The sequence below is a fragment of the Buchnera aphidicola (Cinara confinis) genome, assembly GCF_900128735.1.
Taxonomy (GTDB): domain Bacteria; phylum Pseudomonadota; class Gammaproteobacteria; order Enterobacterales; family Enterobacteriaceae; genus Buchnera_F; species Buchnera_F aphidicola_L.
In genome coordinates this window covers 105,051-123,731 of sequence record NZ_LT667503.1, presented here as the reverse complement: position 1 = coordinate 123,731, position 18,681 = coordinate 105,051, and the positions used below count along the sequence as shown (strand labels likewise).

Annotated in this window: 13 protein-coding genes; 6 read left to right on the top strand and 7 right to left on the bottom strand. The window is 26.6% G+C overall.

All coding sequences use genetic code 11. The features are described 5' to 3' along the window. Positions 1-98: 98 nt before the first annotated feature. The 5 genes from nuoF to ndhC form a co-directional block, all read right to left on the bottom strand. Positions 99-1,415, bottom strand: coding sequence for an NADH-quinone oxidoreductase subunit NuoF (gene nuoF, locus APCICONF2801_RS00535; protein WP_082252711.1), 1,317 nt, complete (start codon positions 1,413-1,415; stop codon positions 99-101). A 2-nt stretch (positions 1,416-1,417) separates the two neighbouring features. Further along, a complete protein-coding gene (nuoE, locus tag APCICONF2801_RS00530) occupies positions 1,418-1,891 on the bottom strand; it encodes an NADH-quinone oxidoreductase subunit NuoE (protein WP_075431776.1) in 474 nt (157 codons plus the stop codon). Positions 1,892-1,930: 39 nt separating this feature from the next. Further along, complete coding sequence (gene nuoC / locus APCICONF2801_RS00525) at positions 1,931-3,691, bottom strand: NADH-quinone oxidoreductase subunit C/D (RefSeq protein WP_075431774.1); 1,761 nt, start codon at positions 3,689-3,691, stop codon at positions 1,931-1,933. Between the two features lie 116 nt (positions 3,692-3,807). Then, the gene (locus APCICONF2801_RS00520) at positions 3,808-4,485 is read right to left on the bottom strand and encodes a NuoB/complex I 20 kDa subunit family protein (protein ID WP_075431773.1); all 678 of its coding nucleotides are present in this window, start codon (positions 4,483-4,485) and stop codon (positions 3,808-3,810) included. 107 nt (positions 4,486-4,592) lie between these two features. After that, the gene (gene ndhC, locus APCICONF2801_RS00515; protein ID WP_075431771.1) at positions 4,593-4,970 is read right to left on the bottom strand and encodes an NADH-quinone oxidoreductase subunit A; all 378 of its coding nucleotides are present in this window, start codon (positions 4,968-4,970) and stop codon (positions 4,593-4,595) included. Positions 4,971-5,342: 372 nt separating this feature from the next. Between ndhC and dnaK the strand changes: the two genes are divergently transcribed. Beyond that, positions 5,343-7,256, top strand: a complete 1,914-nt coding sequence (gene dnaK / locus APCICONF2801_RS00510; RefSeq protein WP_075431769.1) for a molecular chaperone DnaK — start codon at positions 5,343-5,345, stop codon at positions 7,254-7,256. 124 nt (positions 7,257-7,380) lie between these two features. Beyond that, complete coding sequence (dnaJ, locus tag APCICONF2801_RS00505; RefSeq protein ID WP_075431767.1) at positions 7,381-8,526, top strand: molecular chaperone DnaJ; 1,146 nt, start codon at positions 7,381-7,383, stop codon at positions 8,524-8,526. Positions 8,527-8,627: 101 nt separating this feature from the next. Here dnaJ and rpsT read toward each other — a convergent pair whose 3' ends face one another. Next, on the bottom strand, positions 8,628-8,891 hold the full coding sequence (gene rpsT, locus APCICONF2801_RS00500) for a 30S ribosomal protein S20 (protein ID WP_075431765.1): 264 nt from the start codon (positions 8,889-8,891) through the stop codon (positions 8,628-8,630). A 476-nt stretch (positions 8,892-9,367) separates the two neighbouring features. Here rpsT and ileS point away from each other — a divergent pair, with 476 nt between their 5' ends. The 4 genes from ileS (at position 9,368) to carB (ending at position 17,753) form a co-directional block, all read left to right on the top strand. Further along, positions 9,368-12,211, top strand: coding sequence for an isoleucine--tRNA ligase (gene ileS / locus APCICONF2801_RS00495; RefSeq protein ID WP_075431763.1), 2,844 nt, complete (start codon positions 9,368-9,370; stop codon positions 12,209-12,211). A 270-nt stretch (positions 12,212-12,481) separates the two neighbouring features. After that, on the top strand, positions 12,482-13,312 hold the full coding sequence (gene dapB, locus APCICONF2801_RS00490; protein WP_075431761.1) for a 4-hydroxy-tetrahydrodipicolinate reductase: 831 nt from the start codon (positions 12,482-12,484) through the stop codon (positions 13,310-13,312). Between the two features lie 41 nt (positions 13,313-13,353). Continuing rightward, positions 13,354-14,532 carry a glutamine-hydrolyzing carbamoyl-phosphate synthase small subunit gene (carA, locus tag APCICONF2801_RS00485; protein ID WP_075431759.1) on the top strand — a complete coding sequence of 393 codons (1,179 nt, stop codon included), beginning with the start codon at positions 13,354-13,356 and terminating at the stop codon, positions 14,530-14,532. Next, complete coding sequence (carB, locus tag APCICONF2801_RS00480) at positions 14,511-17,753, top strand: carbamoyl-phosphate synthase large subunit (protein ID WP_075431757.1); 3,243 nt, start codon at positions 14,511-14,513, stop codon at positions 17,751-17,753. Before carA ends, carB begins: the two co-directional genes overlap by 22 nt. A 99-nt stretch (positions 17,754-17,852) precedes the next feature. Here carB and APCICONF2801_RS00475 read toward each other — a convergent pair whose 3' ends face one another. Then, positions 17,853-18,677 carry a symmetrical bis(5'-nucleosyl)-tetraphosphatase gene (locus tag APCICONF2801_RS00475; RefSeq protein WP_075431755.1) on the bottom strand — a complete coding sequence of 275 codons (825 nt, stop codon included), beginning with the start codon at positions 18,675-18,677 and terminating at the stop codon, positions 17,853-17,855. Positions 18,678-18,681 lie beyond the last annotated feature (4 nt).

Sequence of the window (18,681 nt, the reverse complement as noted above, 5' to 3'; positions counted from 1 at the left end):
TGCTAACTATCATATACATTATAAAATGCATATGCGATCAATTAATGAAAATTTTAAATATGATTTATTATTCAATATTAAAAAAAATTTTTTCTCTCTTATAAACGAACAATAAAATCATTATTTTTTAAAGAATTTATATTATTTTGAATACATTTTTGAAATTCTTCACGAAACAATCGAAGAGCACTATATAATGGTGATATTGCTCCAGGTGCATGAGCACAAAATGTTTTACCGGGCCCTAGTGTATGACATAGTTCTTCTAAAATCTCAATATCTCCTGGTTGACCATTTAAATCTTTTAAATCTTGTAATATTTTTACTGCCCAAGGAAGACCTTCGCGACACGGAGTACATAAACCACAGGATTCACGTGAAAAAAATATTTCAATATTTAATAATAAGGAAACAATTGGAATTTTATGTCCTACGGCTATCGCAAGTCCAGTACCTAATCTGCTACCTATTCTTTGTAAATTAACAAAATCCATTGGAATATCTAAATCATTCGAAGATAAAAAAGATGTTCCTGCTCCGCCTGGTTGCCAAGCTTTTAGCGTGTTTCCAAATTTCATACCATGAGCATAATCTTCTAAAATTTCCCTAGCAGTAATTCCTAAAGGTAATTCCCATACTCCAGCTCTTTTTACGCTGCCAGAAAAACCCATTAATTTAGTACCTGTATCAGTACTTTTAGAAAGGCTTCGATACCATTTTACTCCATTTAAAACAATTGAAGGAATATTTGATAAAGTTTCAACGTTATTTATACACGTAGGGAAACCCCATAAACCAACATTCGCCGGGAAGGGAGGTTTATATCGTGGATTAGCTCGTTTACCTTCTAAAGAATTAATTAATGCTGTTTCTTCTCCGCAAATATACCTGCCTGCTCCAGTATGCAAAAATAAATAAAAACTAAAACCACTATTTAAAATATTTTTTCCTAAAAAACCTTGAGATTGCGCTTCCTGTAATGCTTGAGTTAAATTTCTTTCTGCAATATAGTAATCTCCTCGTAAAAAAATATAACCATATTTTGCTTGTAAAGCAAAACCACTTAATATTATACCTTCAATAAGTTGGTGTGGTAAATATTCCATTAATAATTTATCTTTATATGTTCCTGGTTCCATTTCATCTGCATTACATATTACATAACGTCGTTTTAACAAAGAAGAATTCTGTATCATTAAATTCCATTTTAAACCGGTTGGAAAACCAGCGCCTCCTCTACCTTTTAAACCAGATTCAGTCACTAATGAAATAACATCATTTGGCGTTTTTGTTTTTAATGTTTTACGTAATCCATTATAACCATTTTTCTTACAATATTCATCCATCCAAATAGGACTATATAATTCATCTAATCTCCAAGTTAAAGGATGTGTTTCTGATTTTTTTTTTATCATATTTATTTATATTTTTCCAATAAACAAGAAATACCATCTTGTGTAATATTATGATGTATATCTTCATTAATTAGTAATACCGGACCTTTATCACACGCTCCTAAACAACAAGTAGGTAATAATGTAAATCTCTTATCCTCTGTTGTTTCTCCGATATTAATATTTAATAAACTAATTAATTTTTCTTCAATTTCTACATAACCATTGATAAAACAAACAACGCTATCGCAATACTTAATAATATTACGCCCTACGGGTTTACGAAAAATATGACTATAAAATGTTGCAACACCTTCAACTTCTTCTTTTGAAATACCTAATAAATTAGCTATCGCAACAATTGCCTCTATACAAATCCATTTTCTATTTTTTTGAACAATCTTTAAAGCTTCTATAGAGACTGCTCGATTATCTAAATAACATTTTTTTTTTAAATTAATTTCTATAATTTCTTTTTTACTTAATTGAAAACTCATTATATTTCCTATAATTAATCATATATTAAAAAATTTTTTTTAACGATCAACATCGGACATAACAAAATCAATACTTCCTAAATAAACAATTAAATCTGAGATTAAAGAACCACAAATTACTGATGGTATTTGTTGTAAATGTGCAAAGCTTGGCGTTCGAATTCTAGTTCTATAACTCATAGTTCCGCCATCACTAATTAAATAATAACTATTAACACCCTTAGACGCCTCAACCATCTGTAAACTTTCATTTGCTGGGATAATTAAACCCCAAGAAACTTGTAAAAAATGCGTGATCATTGTTTCAATATGCTGCATTACATTAGACTTATCAGGTGGAGTCGCTAATGGATGATCTGATTTAAATGGTCCTGACGGCATATTCTTTAAACACTGTTGTAATATTTTTAAACTTTGTCTAATTTCTTCTACTTTTAATAAAACGCGAGTATAAGCATCGCTTTTATATTCACCAACTGGTATTTCAAAATCAAAATTTTGATAACCAGAATAAGGTTTCCATTTCCGTACATCAAAATTAATTCCTGTTGCTCGTAATCCTGCTCCAGTTATCCCCCATGACAAAGCATTTTTACGATTATATACAGCTACACCTTTGGATCGAGCAATTAAAATGCTATTTTTTAAAGCAATATTCATATAAAAATCTAATCTTTTCGGAAGCCAAGATAAAAATTTTTCCAATAAAATATACCAATTTTTTGGTAAATCTTTAGCTACTCCTCCTATACGAAACCAAGCAGGATGCATACGAGCCCCTGTAATCTCTTCAATTAAATCATAAATAATCTGTCGATCTGTAAAAGCTAAAAAAACAGTACTCATACTACCGGTATCTTGAATAAATGTTGAAATAAATACTAAATGACTATTAATGCGAAATAATTCAGAAAGAAGAACACGAATAACTTCAACTTTACTCGGTACCACAATACCAGCTAATTTTTCTACTGCTAATATATAAGGCATTTCATTAATACACCCGCCTAAATACTCAACACGATTAGTATATGGAATATAACTATGCCAAGACTGTCTTTCTGCAATTTTTTCGGCGCCTCGATGATGATACCCGATATCTGGAACACAATTAATAATTTTCTCGCCATATAACTGTAAAATGATACGAAAAGCACCATGAGAAGAAGGATGATTCGGACCTAAATTTAAAAACATATACTCTAATCCATCTTGATTTTCTTTTAAACCCCAAGATTCAGGTTTAAAATTAAGATTTTCCATCGCTAAATTTTCTTTTTGTTTATTAAAAAAAAAGGGATCAAATTCTGTAGCTCGTGACGGATAATCTTTTCTTAACGGATGACCTTCCCAATTATGAGGCATTAAAATACGTGTTAAATGAGGATGATTAGTAAAAACTATACCAAACATTTCCCATGTTTCACGTTCATACCAATTAGCATTCATAAAAATAGAGGTAATTGTAGGTAATTTTAAGTCATCTATTGATACAGCAACTTTAACCATTAACTCACTACAGTTATTAATTGAAATAAAATGATAAAATACAGAAAAATCAACAATGACATCAGGAAAAATACAGTTTTTTCGAAATCTTTCATCTACACCATGTAGATCTAATAATATTGAATATGTATTTTCTTGAAAAGAATATATAAATTGAATTACTTGAAATAATAATGAACGAGAAACCCATAAAACAGGAAAATCTAAAAGAGTTTTTTGAACAAAAAAATTTTCTTTTCCAAAAAACTGAAATAAAGCAGAAACGATAGAGCTTTTTAAAATATTTTTCATAGATATATTATATAAATTTTTTTAAAAGTATATTAAAAAATAAAACCTGAATTTAAATTTAATAATATACAATAAGAGAAAGATAAAATATGCTTATAAAAACAATTAGAAAATTTCTAAAGTACATCATCACTCGAAATATCTGTAATAGAAATTCTATTAATGCGTTTTTTTTTCTTTTCCGAAGAAAAATTAGCTTTATAGACACCTTGTTCTCCTATAACCCATGATAAAGGTCTATGTTCTTTCGAAATAGATTCTTGTAACAATTGTAAACCATGTATATAGGCTTCAGGTCTTGGAGGACAGCCTGGAATGTAAATATCTACTGGAATAAATTTATCAACACCTTGGACTACTGAATAAACATCATACATACCACCAGAATTAGCACAAGAGCCCATAGAAATAACCCATTTAGGTTCTAACATTTGATCATACAATCTTTGTATTACCGGAGCCATTTTTATAAAAGGCGTTCCGGCAATAACCATAAAATCTGCTTGCCTAGGAGATGCACGTAAAACTTCTGAACCAAAACGAGATATATCATGTATAGATGTAAAAGCAGTAACCATTTCTACGTAACAACATGATAAACCAAAATTATAAGGCCATAAAGAATTTTTACGTCCCCAATTAACACATTTATGAAAAAATTTTGCAATACTGCCAAAGAAAACATTTTTTTTTATAAAATCTTCAAATGGATCAGTAGATACTTTTTTCTTACGTAATGGATATAATTGTAATTCATCATTTTTTTTTTGAACACGTGTTAATGTATATTTCATAAATTAATACTTCCTGTTCTATAATGCATTGATATATTGCTTTTGTATTATTTTCATGAAAAAAAATATATTTAATAAATAAATAAAATAGTTAAAAAAAATAAATTTTAAGATAAAATCCATTTTAACATATTTGTTTTAATTAAATAAATAATTGTAATCAAAAAGATCATAATAAAGAAAGACATTTCTAAAAAACCTACCCAACCTACCTCTATAACATTAACTGACCATAAATATAAATAACAAGATTCCACATCAAAAATAACAAAAAAAATAGCAAATAAAGAAAAATGAATTGGAATTTGTAAATTTACTCGCCCAAAAGAATTAACCCCAGACTCAAAAGGTATATTCCTACTATTTTCAGAATTTGATTTTGCGCCTAAAAAAAAACCGAATAACAACATAATCATACTAATTAGAAAACCACCTAAAGAAAAAAATAAAAAATTGTAAATCTGTCTTTTATCATGTAATGTCATAATTAAAATCTTATTAATGGTATATCAATATCTATGCACAATATATTTTTTTATTTAAAATATAAAAAGTGAATATATAGATATTTTGATTATTAAAAAATAAAATACTCAATGAGAGTCAAGAAAATTAATTATATCATTTAATAGAAAATAAATAATTATTTTTTATAAAAATATATCAAACTAAATTAAAAAAAAATTTTAAAAAAAAAGAAATAAATCAAAATATCTTTTATAAATTAATTTTTCTATTAACCCTTGACGCCAGATAAACTGACCCCATTTACTTAATATTATCTTGTTACAAAATTCTATATTAGATATAATGTATAGTGTATTAAAAAATATAGTTAATAAGGAGAATAAAACAAAATGAGTAAAATTATTGGAATTGATTTAGGAACCACCAATTCATGTATAGCAATTATGGACGGAAATAAAGCTCGAGTATTAGAAAATGCAGAAGGAGAACGTACTACTCCTTCTGTTATTGCTTATACATTAAATAATGAAATTTTAGTTGGCCAACCAGCAAAAAGACAAGCAATAACTAACCCAAAAAATACATTATTTGCCATCAAAAGATTAATTGGAAGAAAATTTAAAGAAAATGATATTCAACGTGATCTCAAAATTATGCCGTACGAAATTGTTGAATCAAAAAATGGAGACGCATGGTTAAAAGTAAAAAACGAAAAAATTGCTCCACCTCAGATTTCCGCTGAAATTTTAAAAAAAATGAAAAAAACCGCTGAAGATTATTTAGGTCAAAAAGTTAAAGAAGCTGTGATTACAGTTCCGGCTTACTTTAATGACGCACAAAGACAAGCTACCAAAGATGCTGGTAGAATTGCGGGACTAAAAGTCAGAAGAATAATAAATGAACCCACAGCTGCTGCATTAGCATATGGCTTAGATAAAGGAAAAGGAAATCGTACAATTGCAGTATATGATTTAGGCGGAGGAACATTCGATATTTCAATTATCGAAATTGATGACGTTGATAAAGAAAAAACCTTTGAAGTACTAGCAACCAATGGAGATACTCACTTAGGTGGTGAAGATTTTGATAACCGATTAATTAATTTTTTAGTGCAAGAATTCAAAAAAGAACAGGGGATAGATTTACGTAATGATCCTTTAGCAATGCAAAGATTAAAAGAAGCTGCAGAAAAATCAAAAATAGAACTTTCTTCTGCTCAACAAACTGATGTAAATTTACCTTATATTAGTGCAAACGATACTGGCCCAAAACATTTAAATATAAAAGTAACTAGATCAAAATTAGAATCATTAGTAGAAGATTTAATTATTAAATCTATTCAACCAGTACAAGTTGCATTAAAAGATGCTGGATTAGATATATCTAAGATTCACGACGTAATTTTAGTAGGCGGACAAACTAGAATGCCTTTAGTACAAAAAAAAGTTGCAGATTTTTTTAAAAAAGAACCAAGAAAAGATGTTAATCCAGATGAAGCTGTTGCAGTAGGAGCTGCAGTACAAGGTGGTGTATTATCTGGGGATGTAAAAGATGTGCTATTATTAGATGTCACTCCCTTATCTTTAGGTATAGAAACTATGGGTGGAATTATGACACCTTTAATAGAAAAAAATACTACCATTCCTACAAAACATAGCCAAGTTTTTTCTACAGCAGAAGACAATCAATCCGCTGTTACAATTCATGTACTTCAAGGAGAGAGAAAAAGATCAGTAGATAATAAATCTTTAGGACAGTTTAATTTAGATGGCATTCAAGGAGCTCCCCGAGGAATACCACAAATTGAAGTCACTTTTGATATTGATGCTGATGGAATTTTGCATGTATCTGCAAAAGATAAAACCACCGGAAAAGAACAAAAAATTACAATACAAGCATCATCTGGATTAAATGAATCTGAAATAAAAAAAATGATTTCTGAAGCCGAAGAAAACGCTGAAAAAGATTTGAAATTTGAAGAATTAGCAAAACTTCGCAATCAAGGAGATCAAGTAATACATACAATTAAAAAACAACTAGAAACTTATAAAAACAAAATTTCAGAAAATCAACAAAAAGAAATTAAAATATCAATACAAGAATTAGAGCATTCTTTAAAAGAAGAAAATCAAGAAATTATTAAAGAAAAAATCGAAAACATTATTAAGTTAAATGAAAGTATCACCAAAATACAACAAAATGAAGAAAACAAAAAAAACCAAAAAAATGATCCACATGATAAAAATTCTGAAAATATTGTAGACGCAGAATTTGAAGAAGTTAAAGAAAAAACAAAAAAATAATTTTATTTATAAAAAAAATTCTATTGATTAATATGCAATTATAATATCTATTATTATATAACGGATGTGAAGATATTTTCATCCGTTTATACACTTTTTAATACTAAGAATAATAAAAAAAATCATGGCACAAAAAGATTATTACCAAACATTAGGTTTAAATAATACCGCGACAGCATATGAAATAAAACGAGCATATAAAAAATTAGCAATGAAATATCATCCAGATCGTAATCAAGGAAAAAAAGATACAGAAAAAAAATTTAAAGAAGTTAAAGAAGCATATGAAATACTGAGTAATACTAAAAAAAGATCAGCTTATGATCAATATGGACACGCCGCTTTTGAACAAAATAATACAAATAATGGGTTTAATGGAACTTTTACATCTTCAACATCTGATTTTAATGATATTTTTGGCGATGTTTTTGGAGATATATTTGGTGGTCATAACCAAAGAAAAAATCAAGAAAAAGGTTCTGATTTACAATATAATCTTACATTAACTTTAGAAGAAGCGGTACATGGCATTACAAAAGATATACTAATACCTAGATTAGAAAAATGTAGTTCTTGTTATGGAACCGGATCTCATAATAAAAATACGAAAAACTCTTGTCATAGTTGTAATGGACAAGGTCAAATTCAAATGCAAAAAGGATTTTTTAGTGTCCAACAAACATGTCCTACTTGTCATGGAACAGGAACAATAATTCAAAATCCATGTAAAATTTGTCGTGGTCAAGGAAGAATAAAGAAATCAAAAACATTATCTATAAAAATTCCAGCAGGTATTGATAATAATGATCGTATTCGATTAAATAAAGAAGGCGAAGCCGGACAATACGGTGCAAATTCTGGAGATTTATATATACAAATTACTGTCAAAAAACATCCTATCTTTGATCGCAAAGAAAATAATTTATCTTGCGAAGTTCCAATAAATTTTGTTATAGCTGCTTTAGGCGGAGAAATTGAAATTCCAACTCTTACCGGAAGGATTAATTTTAAGATACCTCCTGAAACACAATCTGGAAAATTATTTAGAATTCGAGGAAAAGGTGTCACATCAGTCCGAAAAGCCTATCCAGGTGATCTATTTTGTAAAATTATAGTAGAAACGCCTGTGAATTTAAATGATTCTCAAAAAAATCTTTTAAAAAAACTAGGAAAAAGTTTAAAAACAGATCATCAAGGCAAGAACAATAGTCCTCGTTCAAAACATTTTTTTGATAGTGTCAAAAGATTTTTTGATAATTTAACTGCATAAAAATCATAGAGAGAAAAGGGTATTGCTTTCTACCATTATGCCATAGAAGCAATACTTATTTCTCCCGAACTTTATTGATTTTTTTAAAAAAAAATGATATTTTATGAAAGTTTTTTAATACAACGCATTAATTTTGATTTATATCTAGACGCTTTATTAATATGTATAATTCCTTTTGAAACATTTCTATCTAATACAGGTTGCATTAAAGAAAAAGCTTTTAACGCTTTTTTTTTATTCCCTTCCTTAATAAAAAAATAAACTTTTTTTATGAATGTTTTCGTCATAGAACGATAACTAACATTATACTTTCTTCGTCTTTCAGAAGAAATAGCATCTTTTTTAGACGCTTTTAAATTAGCCAAATTATTAATACTCCCTTAAAAAAAATATTGAATATCCAGTATTAAAATTTAATATCAACTATAAATTATTTAAATATACATTGGTAAATAAAAGTCATATTTTTTTAAAAAAAAACACTAATTAAAACTAATATATAATATTAACATGTACAAAATTTGTGTACAATATATATTACTGAGATTCTTTTTGAAAAAAAAATAAACTATTTAAATAAAAAATATATAATTTATTATTCTTATGTATTTAAAATATATATATTACATTTAAAAAATAGATTATTTTAATAAATAAAATACAAGAAAAAATTTTGTATAATTTTTAATTCTATTAAGTGATTAATTTCAGTTATCTATGGAAACCTAAAAAGATAATGAAATATGACTTAAATATTTAAAGAAATAATAAAAAATGGATTTATCAATTAAATCTTTTTTATTTAACATCATTAATAAAAATAATTTAAAATGGATATATTATGAATAAAAAAAAAATGTTTTTAAATTTACCTACAACAACTTTTTCTATGAAAGCAAATCTGATAAAAAAAGAACCGGAAACTCTAAAATATTGGAAAAAAACAAATTTATATAAAGAAATCAATACCCCCTCTAAAAAAATAAAAAAATATTTTTTTTTACATGACGGACCACCTTATGCAAACGGAAAAATACATATTGGACACGCTGTTAATAAAATTTTAAAAGATATTATACTAAAATCAAAGCGCATGTCAGGGTTTTATGCTCCATTTATACCATGTTGGGACTGTCACGGCTTACCTATAGAACAAAAAATAGAAAAAAAAATAGTACACTCAAAAAAAACAAATAAAGAGTATTTTTATAAAATATGCTTTAATTATACAAAAAAACAAATAAAACAACAAAAAAAAGATTTTATAAGATTAGGAATATTAGCTGATTGGAATAACTCTTCCTGTACTATGGATTATATTAACGAAGCAAATACTCTCAAAACTTTAGCAAATATTTTTCAAAAAGGATATATATTTAAAGACGATAAACCAATCTACTGGTGTTTAGAATGTCGCTCTGCCTTAGCAGAAGCAGAAATAGATTATAATTTCAAAAAAACTCCCGCTATATACGTAACGTACACAATGCTTAATCCGAAAAAATTTTTACAAAAAATTAATATTCTTCCAAATAAATTGATTTTTAAGAACAATAATAAAATTTCAATAATAATTTTCACTACTACTCCATGGACATTACCTTCTTCTCAAGCTATCGCTATAAATATTAATTTTAATTATCAATTAATTCAAACTAAAAAAAAATATTATATTTGTAACGTTAAATTAACAAAAGCTGTAATGAAAAAAAATAAAATAGAAAAATGGACAATCATCTCTATTTTTTCTGGAAAAAAATTAAAAAATTTAATCACATTACATCCTTTTTTTAATATTGAAATACCTATTATTACATCTGATAATATTACAGAAACTCTAGGTACTGGTATTGTACATATGTCTCCAGACCATGGATTAGAAGATTTTATTGATTGTAAAAAACATAATATTCATCCCATCAATATTGTAGATTCAAAAGGATATTATAAATTAATTAACTATCCTGCTTTACACAAAAAACATATCTTTAATAAAGAGAATATTGTAATACATTTATTGAAAAAAAATAATAACTTATTATACAAAGAAAATATTAAACATTCATATCCTTATTGTTGGCGTCACAAAAAACCAATAATCTTTAGAGCTGCACCTCAATGGTTTATAAAAACATCCGAAAAAAACTGGTTAAAAAAATTATCAAAAAAAATTGAAAATACATCATGGCTCCCAATATGGGGCAAAGAAAAAATGAAAACTATGTTAAAAAATAGACCAGACTGGTGTATTTCAAGACAGCGAACCTGGGGAGTTCCCATCCCTTTTTTTATTCATAAAAAAACAGGAAATCTACATCCTAATACATATTTAATACTTCAAAAAATTATTAAAAAAGTAAAAAAATTTGGTAGTTCTATATGGTGGAAGCTAAATAAAAAAGATATTTTAAAAAAAGAAGATGTGCATCTATATAAAAAAGTTACAGATACTCTGGATGTATGGTTTGAATCAGGATCTAATCATCAGTTAAATATATATAAATATAACGTACCAAATAAAAAAAATAATGTAGCAGATTTATATTTAGAAGGATCGGATCAACACCGCGGCTGGTTTATGTCTTCTTTAATTATTTCAATGATTACAAAAAAACAAGTGCCGTATCACACTGTGATCACACATGGTTTTGTAGTAGATAAAGAAGGAAAAAAAATGTCGAAATCATTAAATAATAATATTACACCTCAAGATATTATCAAAATATGGGGAGCAGATATTTTACGTTTATGGGTAGCTTATACAAATTATGCTACTGAAATTTCTATTTCTAATACAGTGTTCAAACAAATTTCCGATCATTATCGTAGAATAAGAAATACCATCAGATTTTTATTTTCTAATATTTTTGATTTTCATTTATCTAAAAATCAAGTTCATTATAAAAAAATGTTGTTTATCGATCAATGGATATTAAAAAAAACATACCAAACACAAAAATTAATTATTCAAGATTATGATGCATATAATTTTCATGACGCTGTTCAAAAAATTATTTATTTTTGTTCCATAGAATTAGGATCACGATATTTAGATATTATTAAAGATCGTCAATATACCATGAATAAAAATAGTATTGCACGAAGAAGCAGTCAAACCACAATATATTATATATTACAATCACTAGTTCGTTGGATCGCTCCGATATTATCTTTTACTGCAGAAGAAATTTGGAAACAATTAACAAATAATTCAGAAAAATTTATTTTTTTTTCAAAATGGTTTAAAAAAATTAAATACATCTCTTCAGATAAAAAATTTACAAATTTTTTTTGGAAGAAAATATTTTTAATACGCTATGAAGTAAATAAAATAATTGAAAAAGAAAAAAAAAGAAAAAAAATAAAAAATTCATTAGAAATAGCAATAACTTTATATGTAAAAAATCAATTATTAAAGATATTATCACCTATTTGTTTAGAATTAAAATTCATATTTGCAGTATCACAAGTAAAACTAAGTAATTACAGGTTAGCGCCTCAATTAGCAAAAAAAAGTGAATGTCCAATTCCAATTAAGGTGTTAATTAATAAAATTCAAGGTATAAAATGTCAAAGGTGTTGGCATTATATAGAAAATCATTGGAGCTCTAATGATCTTGAATATATATGCAAAAGATGCTTGAATAATATTGACGGAAAAGAAGAAAATCGTTTGTTTGTATAAAAAATTTTTTATAAAATATATACTAATGAATAATTATCTATATATAGATAACGAGATCTTATTTTTATATATCACATACATTCTTTTTTATATCACATTAATATATTTTTGATATTGAATATTAAACTTATTAATACGATCAAAAATGTATAATTCATAATCCAAATATTTTTTTCTAAAAAAAATAACATTACTAAATTATATCTTTTTTCTAAAAAAGTCTATATTGATATAATAAATTAACAAACTTAAAAATACGTGAATCTAAAAATGAAAAAAAAAAAAACCAAAATAATAATATCCGGTGCACTCGGCCGTATGGGTAAAATGTTAATTCAAGAAATAAAACAAAACAAAGAAATCTCTTTAACGGCTGCTATTATTAACGAAAAATCCCAAAAACAAAAAGAAAAAATCACATCACAACAAAAATTTTCTAAATTAAATTTTTATACAAATATTAACCAATTAAATATAAAGAAAAATAAATCACATGAAATATTAATAGATTTTACTACCCCTGATAATACGTTAAATAATTTAAAATACTGCATAAAAAATAAAATAAATATTATTATAGGTACTACTGGTTTTAATGATACACAAATAGAAATAATAAAAAATGCTTCAAAAGATATTGCTATATTTTTTGCACCAAATTTTAGTATTGGTATCAACTTATTATGTAATGTTACCCAATATATCGCTTCTATTATTGGTCAATATACAGATATTGAGATTATTGAAGCTCATCACAGAGATAAAATAGATTCTCCTTCTGGAACCGCATTACAAATAGGAAGAAAAATTTCTAAAACTATGAATTGGAAATTTAATGAACATACTATTTTTCAAAGAAATGGACGTTTAGGAGTTCGTGAAAAAAATAAAATTGGTTTTTCCACTATTCGTGGTGGAGATATTATTGGTGAACATAAAGTATTATTTGCTGATATTGGCGAACGCATTGAAATTTCTCATAAAGCAACTAACCGATCAACTTTTGCAAAAGGTGCTATACAAGCTGCTATTTGGATTCAAAATAAAGAAAAAGGTTTGTTTAACATGTCAGACATATTTAAAAGTTGCTCTTCTATATAAAATATTTAAATCAAAAATCATGATTTTTTTGGAGAAATTTTGTGAAAGAAAAAGCGATTTTAGTATTACAAGATGGTACTATTTTTTATGGTAAAAGTTCCGGATCTAATGGATACACAGTAGGTGAAATAATCTTTAATACTGCAATGACAGGTTACCAAGAAATTTTAACTGATCCATCTTATGCAAAACAATTAATTACCTTTACATATCCGCATATTGGTAATGTAGGTGTTAATAAGGATGACGAAGAATCTATAAATATTTATGCTAAAGGTATTATTGTTAAAAATATTTCAAATATTAGTAGTAGTTATCGTAGTATAAATACTTTATCTCACTATCTTAAAGAGAAAAATATTATTGCAATTTCCAATATTGACACTAGAAAATTAACAAGAATAATACGAAATCATGGCACACAATATGGATGTATACAAACTCAAAAATATATAAATATTCCAAGCGCAATAAAAAAAATTAATCATTATAAAAATAAAAAACAAAAAAAATTAACCGCTGACGTAAGTAAAAAGAAAATATATCCATGGACTACTTCTAGTATCAATCCTCTTAATCATGAAAAAAATAACATCAAAAAATTTATAAAATTAAGAAAAGAAAATAAAAAATTACATGTGGTTGTATATGATTTAGGCATCAAAAACAGTATACTCCAAATACTTGATAAAAAAGGATGTTACATTACTCTAGTTCCATTTCATACTCACGCAAAGAAAATCATTCAATTAAAACCATCTGGTATACTATTATCAAATGGTCCTGGCGATCCAAGATTATGTAAAGAGACAATAAAAAGTGTAAAAACTCTACTCCAATTAAATATTCCAATCTTTGGAATATGTCTAGGGCACCAGATCTTAGCATTAGCAGCTGGTGCTAAAATTAAAAAAATGAAATTTGGTCATCATGGATCTAATCATCCAGTCCAAGATATCATTACAAAAAATGTTTTTATCACTTCACAAAACCATAATTTTGTAATAAATCCTCGTACAATTAATAAAAGCATGATCGTCACCCATATTTCTCTATTTGATAAAACAATACAAGGAATTTCATTACATCAAAAAAATTCATTTAGTTTTCAAGGTCATCCAGAAGCTGGTCCGGGTACTAACGACATCGAAATATTATTTAATAATTTTATTTACAATATGTATAAACAGGAGAAAATATGCCAAAAAGAAAAGATATAAAAAAAATATTAATACTAGGATCAGGGCCAATTATTATTGGACAAGCATGCGAATTTGATTATTCAGGTGCTCAAGCATGTAAAGCATTACGAGAAGAAGGTTATAAAATAATTTTAGTTAATTCAAATCCCGCAACCATCATGACTGATCCTAAGATAGCGGATATTACATATATTGAACCACTAAATTATAAAATAATCACTGAAATTATAAAAAAAGAAAAACCAAATGCATTATTACCTACTATGGGTGGGCAGACAGCATTAAATTGTACATTAAAACTAAATCAAAAAAATATCTTAAAAAAATATAATGTAGAGTTAATAGGTGCTACTATTCAGGCCATTCAAAAAGCCGAAGATAGAAATTTATTTGAAAAATCCATGAAAAAAATCGGTTTAAAAACAGCTCGTTGCAAAATTATTCATAATATACAAGAAGCTAACAATGCAATAGAAAAAATTGGTTTTCCATGTATTATTAGACCTTCATTCACTATGGGTGGTAGCGGAGGCGGTATTGCATATAACTATAAAGAATTTAGAGAAATTTGTTTAAAAGGATTAGAATCATCGCCTACAAGTGAGTTATTAATAGATGAATCATTAATTGGATGGAAAGAATATGAAATGGAAGTTATTAGGGATCAAGCTGATAACTGTATTATTGTTTGTTCAATTGAAAATATTGATCCTATGGGCATTCATACTGGAGACTCGATTACAGTAGCTCCCGCGCAAACTTTAAGCGATAAAGAATTTCAAAAAATGAGAAATGCTTCAATCAAAGTATTAAGAGAAATAGGTGTGGAAACAGGTGGATCAAATGTACAATTTGCTGTTAATCCAAAAAATGGAAAAATGGTTGTAATTGAAATGAATCCTAGAGTTTCTAGATCTTCTGCTTTAGCTTCTAAGGCAACAGGATTTCCAATAGCTTTTATCGCCGCTAAACTCGCCATAGGTTATACTTTAGATGAATTAAAAAATAATATTACTGGCACACAAACCCCAGCTGCGTTTGAACCTACACTAGACTACATTGTAATTAAAATACCTAGATTTAATTTTGAAAAATTTCATGGATGTAATGATCGTTTAACTACACAAATGAAATCAGTTGGAGAAGTGATGGGTATAGGACGTACTTTTCAAGAGTCGTTACAGAAATCCATGAGAAGCTTAGAAATTAATAGTAGCGGTTTTGATATCATATTACGTTACCCGGAACTAAAAAAAAATCTTTTAACTTATGGTAAAAAAATCCGTTATGAATTAAAAGAAGCGGGACCTGAACGATTATGGTTTATCGGAGAAGCGTTTCGTTTAAAACAAACTATACATGAAATAAATAAGTTAACTCATATTGATCCATGGTTTTTATTTCAAATAAAAGAATTAATTGAGCTAGAAGAAAAAACTAAAAAATTAACGTTATACTCTTTAGATTACTATCAATTAAAAAAATTAAAAAGTAAAGGATTTTCTGATTTACGAATTGCTCAATTATTATCTCAAAAAGAAAAAAATGTGTATTCATATAGGAAGAAGATCAAATTATTTCCTGTATATAAAAGAATTGATACATGTGCAGCTGAATTTTCTACTGAAACGGCATATATGTATTCCACTTGGGAAGATGAATGCGAATCTTTACCAACAAAAAATACTAATAAAATTATAATACTAGGTAGCGGACCTAACCGTATAGGTCAAGGTATAGAATTTGATTATTGTTGTGTTCATGCTGCTCAAGCATTACAAAAAGATAATTATGAAACAATTATGATTAATTGTAATCCGGAAACAGTTTCTACTGATTATGATATTTCTGATCGTCTATATTTTGAGCCTATTACTTTAGAAAATATATTAGATATTATTCGAATAGAAAAACCTAAAGGAGTTGTAATTCAATATGGTGGACAAACTCCTTTAAAATTAGCAAAATCTTTTCAAAAATACGGTATTAATATTATAGGAACACAACCAAAAGATATTGATCTTGCGGAAAATAGAAAAAAATTTCAAAAAATCGTTTTTCAATTAATGTTAAAACAACCAAAAAATGATACCGCTAATAACATTAAAGATGCTTTGGAAAAAGCAAATAATATTTTGTATCCCATTATTGTACGACCATCTTATGTTTTAGGTGGACGAGAAATGGAAATAATTCATAATAATCAGGAATTAAAAAAATATTTTTTAAATCGCACGAGTTTATCTAATAATTATGAGATTTTATTGGATCAATACTTAGAGAAAGCTATTGAAATTGATGTAGATGCAATTTGTGACGGAAAAAATGTTTTAATTGGCGGAATTATGGAGCATATTGAACAAGCAGGAATACATTCTGGAGACTCAGCATGTACACTTCCTACTTATACAGTTTCTGATTACATTAAAAATAAAATTCGTAAGCAAACCAAAGAAATAGCTCTGAAATTATCTATCATAGGTTTAATGAATATTCAATTTGCCATAAAAGAGAATAAAATATATGTTTTAGAGGTTAATCCAAGAGCCGCACGTACCGTTCCTTTTGTTTCTAAAGCTATTGGCCTGCCTTTAGCAAAAATTGCCATGCGTGTTATGTGTGGACTATCATTAAAAAAACAAGGTTATACCCAAGAAATAAAACCAAAATATTATTCCGTTAAAGAAGTAGTATTACCTTTTAATAAATTTCCAGGAGTAACCCCTATTTTAGGCCCGGAAATGCGATCTACTGGCGAAGTAATGGGTATTGGAAAAAATTTCTCATCAGCTTTTTATAAAGCAATATTAAGCACATCAATAAAAATAAAAAAATTTGGAAGAGTTCTATTATCTTTACAAGATAAAGATAAAGAATTTGCAAAAGTGATTGCAATAAAACTAATTAAATTAGGATTTAAAATTGATTCTACTTACGGAACAAACAAAATATTAAAAAAATCTGGAATTCTTACAAAACTCATTAATACGTTATATCCAGAAAAATCAGATATACAAAATCTGATAAAAAATAAAAAATATGTATATATAATAAATACTTCTATAAATAAAAAAAATTTTCAAAAAGCCAAAGAAATTTGTAAAAATGCGTTAATATACAAGATACACTATGATACTACATTAAACGGAACCTTTGCTACATTAATGTCATTAAAATATCTAGATACATATCCAATACTCTCATTACAAGACATGCATCAATCAATACCAATAATTTAAATTTAATGATTTTTTAAAACTTTTTTATTCTTAATTATTTTAATATTGCATATAAATCTTAAGATTTCTATAACAAGGAAGTTATAAAAAAAAATGTATTTAAAAACAATTTTGTGAATAAATTTTTTTATTATCCCAACATAATGCAGTCAAGCAACCATGCCAGCAACAACCAGTATCTAACCCAATAATATTACGGGGTGTACCTCGACCTCGTATTGTTGACCAATGACCAAAAATAATTGTAAATTTATTAATAGCTGTTATTCTATTATATATATTAAACCAAGGATATAGATCCATAGATTTAGCTTCATCATGATTATAAATACGAGAAAAATTCAAATCTCCATTTAAAGAAATATATCTCATTTTTGTAAAAACATTTAATATAAAAAAAATATATTTTTTGGAATTAAATGCTAACTTCCAAGAAAAATATTTGACATTATATTTTAGTGACTCTGAAAGAAATGAAAAAAAGTCAGCGCTTTTTAAACGACTGTGAATCATTTCATGATAATAAATTATTTCTTTAAATGTCCAAAATGGAAAAATACCAGCATGGACTAATAAAATCTTTTTTTTTATATCTATATGCAATAATGGTTGTTTTAGTAACCAAAAAATTAATTTATCTCTATCAAAAGCTTTTAATAAATTATCAATGTTAAATTTTTTATCATTTTTTTGTAAACCTAAAAATATTTTAATTAAATTTAAATCATTATTCCCTAAAACTAATTTAATGTTTTTTCTAATAGAATATAAGAAACGAAGTACACTCAAGGAATCTTTACCACGAAAAACGAGATCTCCAGTTATCCATAAAACATCATGTTGTACATCAAAGTTAATTTTTTTTAATAAAAACTTAAGCTCTCGATAACAACCATGAATATCTCCTATAATATAAGTACTCATCAAA

Excerpts from the sequence above, each read along its gene's own strand:
- nuoF (WP_082252711.1), bottom strand. The coding sequence starts at position 1,415 with ATGATAAAAAAAAAATCAGAAACACATCCTTTAACTTGGAGATTAGAT.
- nuoE (WP_075431776.1), bottom strand. The coding sequence starts at position 1,891 with ATGAGTTTTCAATTAAGTAAAAAAGAAATTATAGAAATTAATTTAAAA.
- nuoC (WP_075431774.1), bottom strand. The coding sequence starts at position 3,691 with ATGAAAAATATTTTAAAAAGCTCTATCGTTTCTGCTTTATTTCAGTTT.
- APCICONF2801_RS00520 (WP_075431773.1), bottom strand. The coding sequence starts at position 4,485 with ATGAAATATACATTAACACGTGTTCAAAAAAAAAATGATGAATTACAA.
- ndhC (WP_075431771.1), bottom strand. The coding sequence starts at position 4,970 with ATGACATTACATGATAAAAGACAGATTTACAATTTTTTATTTTTTTCT.
- dnaK (WP_075431769.1), top strand. The coding sequence starts at position 5,343 with ATGAGTAAAATTATTGGAATTGATTTAGGAACCACCAATTCATGTATA.
- dnaJ (WP_075431767.1), top strand. The coding sequence starts at position 7,381 with ATGGCACAAAAAGATTATTACCAAACATTAGGTTTAAATAATACCGCG.
- ileS (WP_075431763.1), top strand. The coding sequence starts at position 9,368 with ATGAATAAAAAAAAAATGTTTTTAAATTTACCTACAACAACTTTTTCT.
- dapB (WP_075431761.1), top strand. The coding sequence starts at position 12,482 with ATGAAAAAAAAAAAAACCAAAATAATAATATCCGGTGCACTCGGCCGT.
- carB (WP_075431757.1), top strand. The coding sequence starts at position 14,511 with ATGCCAAAAAGAAAAGATATAAAAAAAATATTAATACTAGGATCAGGG.
- APCICONF2801_RS00475 (WP_075431755.1), bottom strand. The coding sequence starts at position 18,677 with ATGAGTACTTATATTATAGGAGATATTCATGGTTGTTATCGAGAGCTT.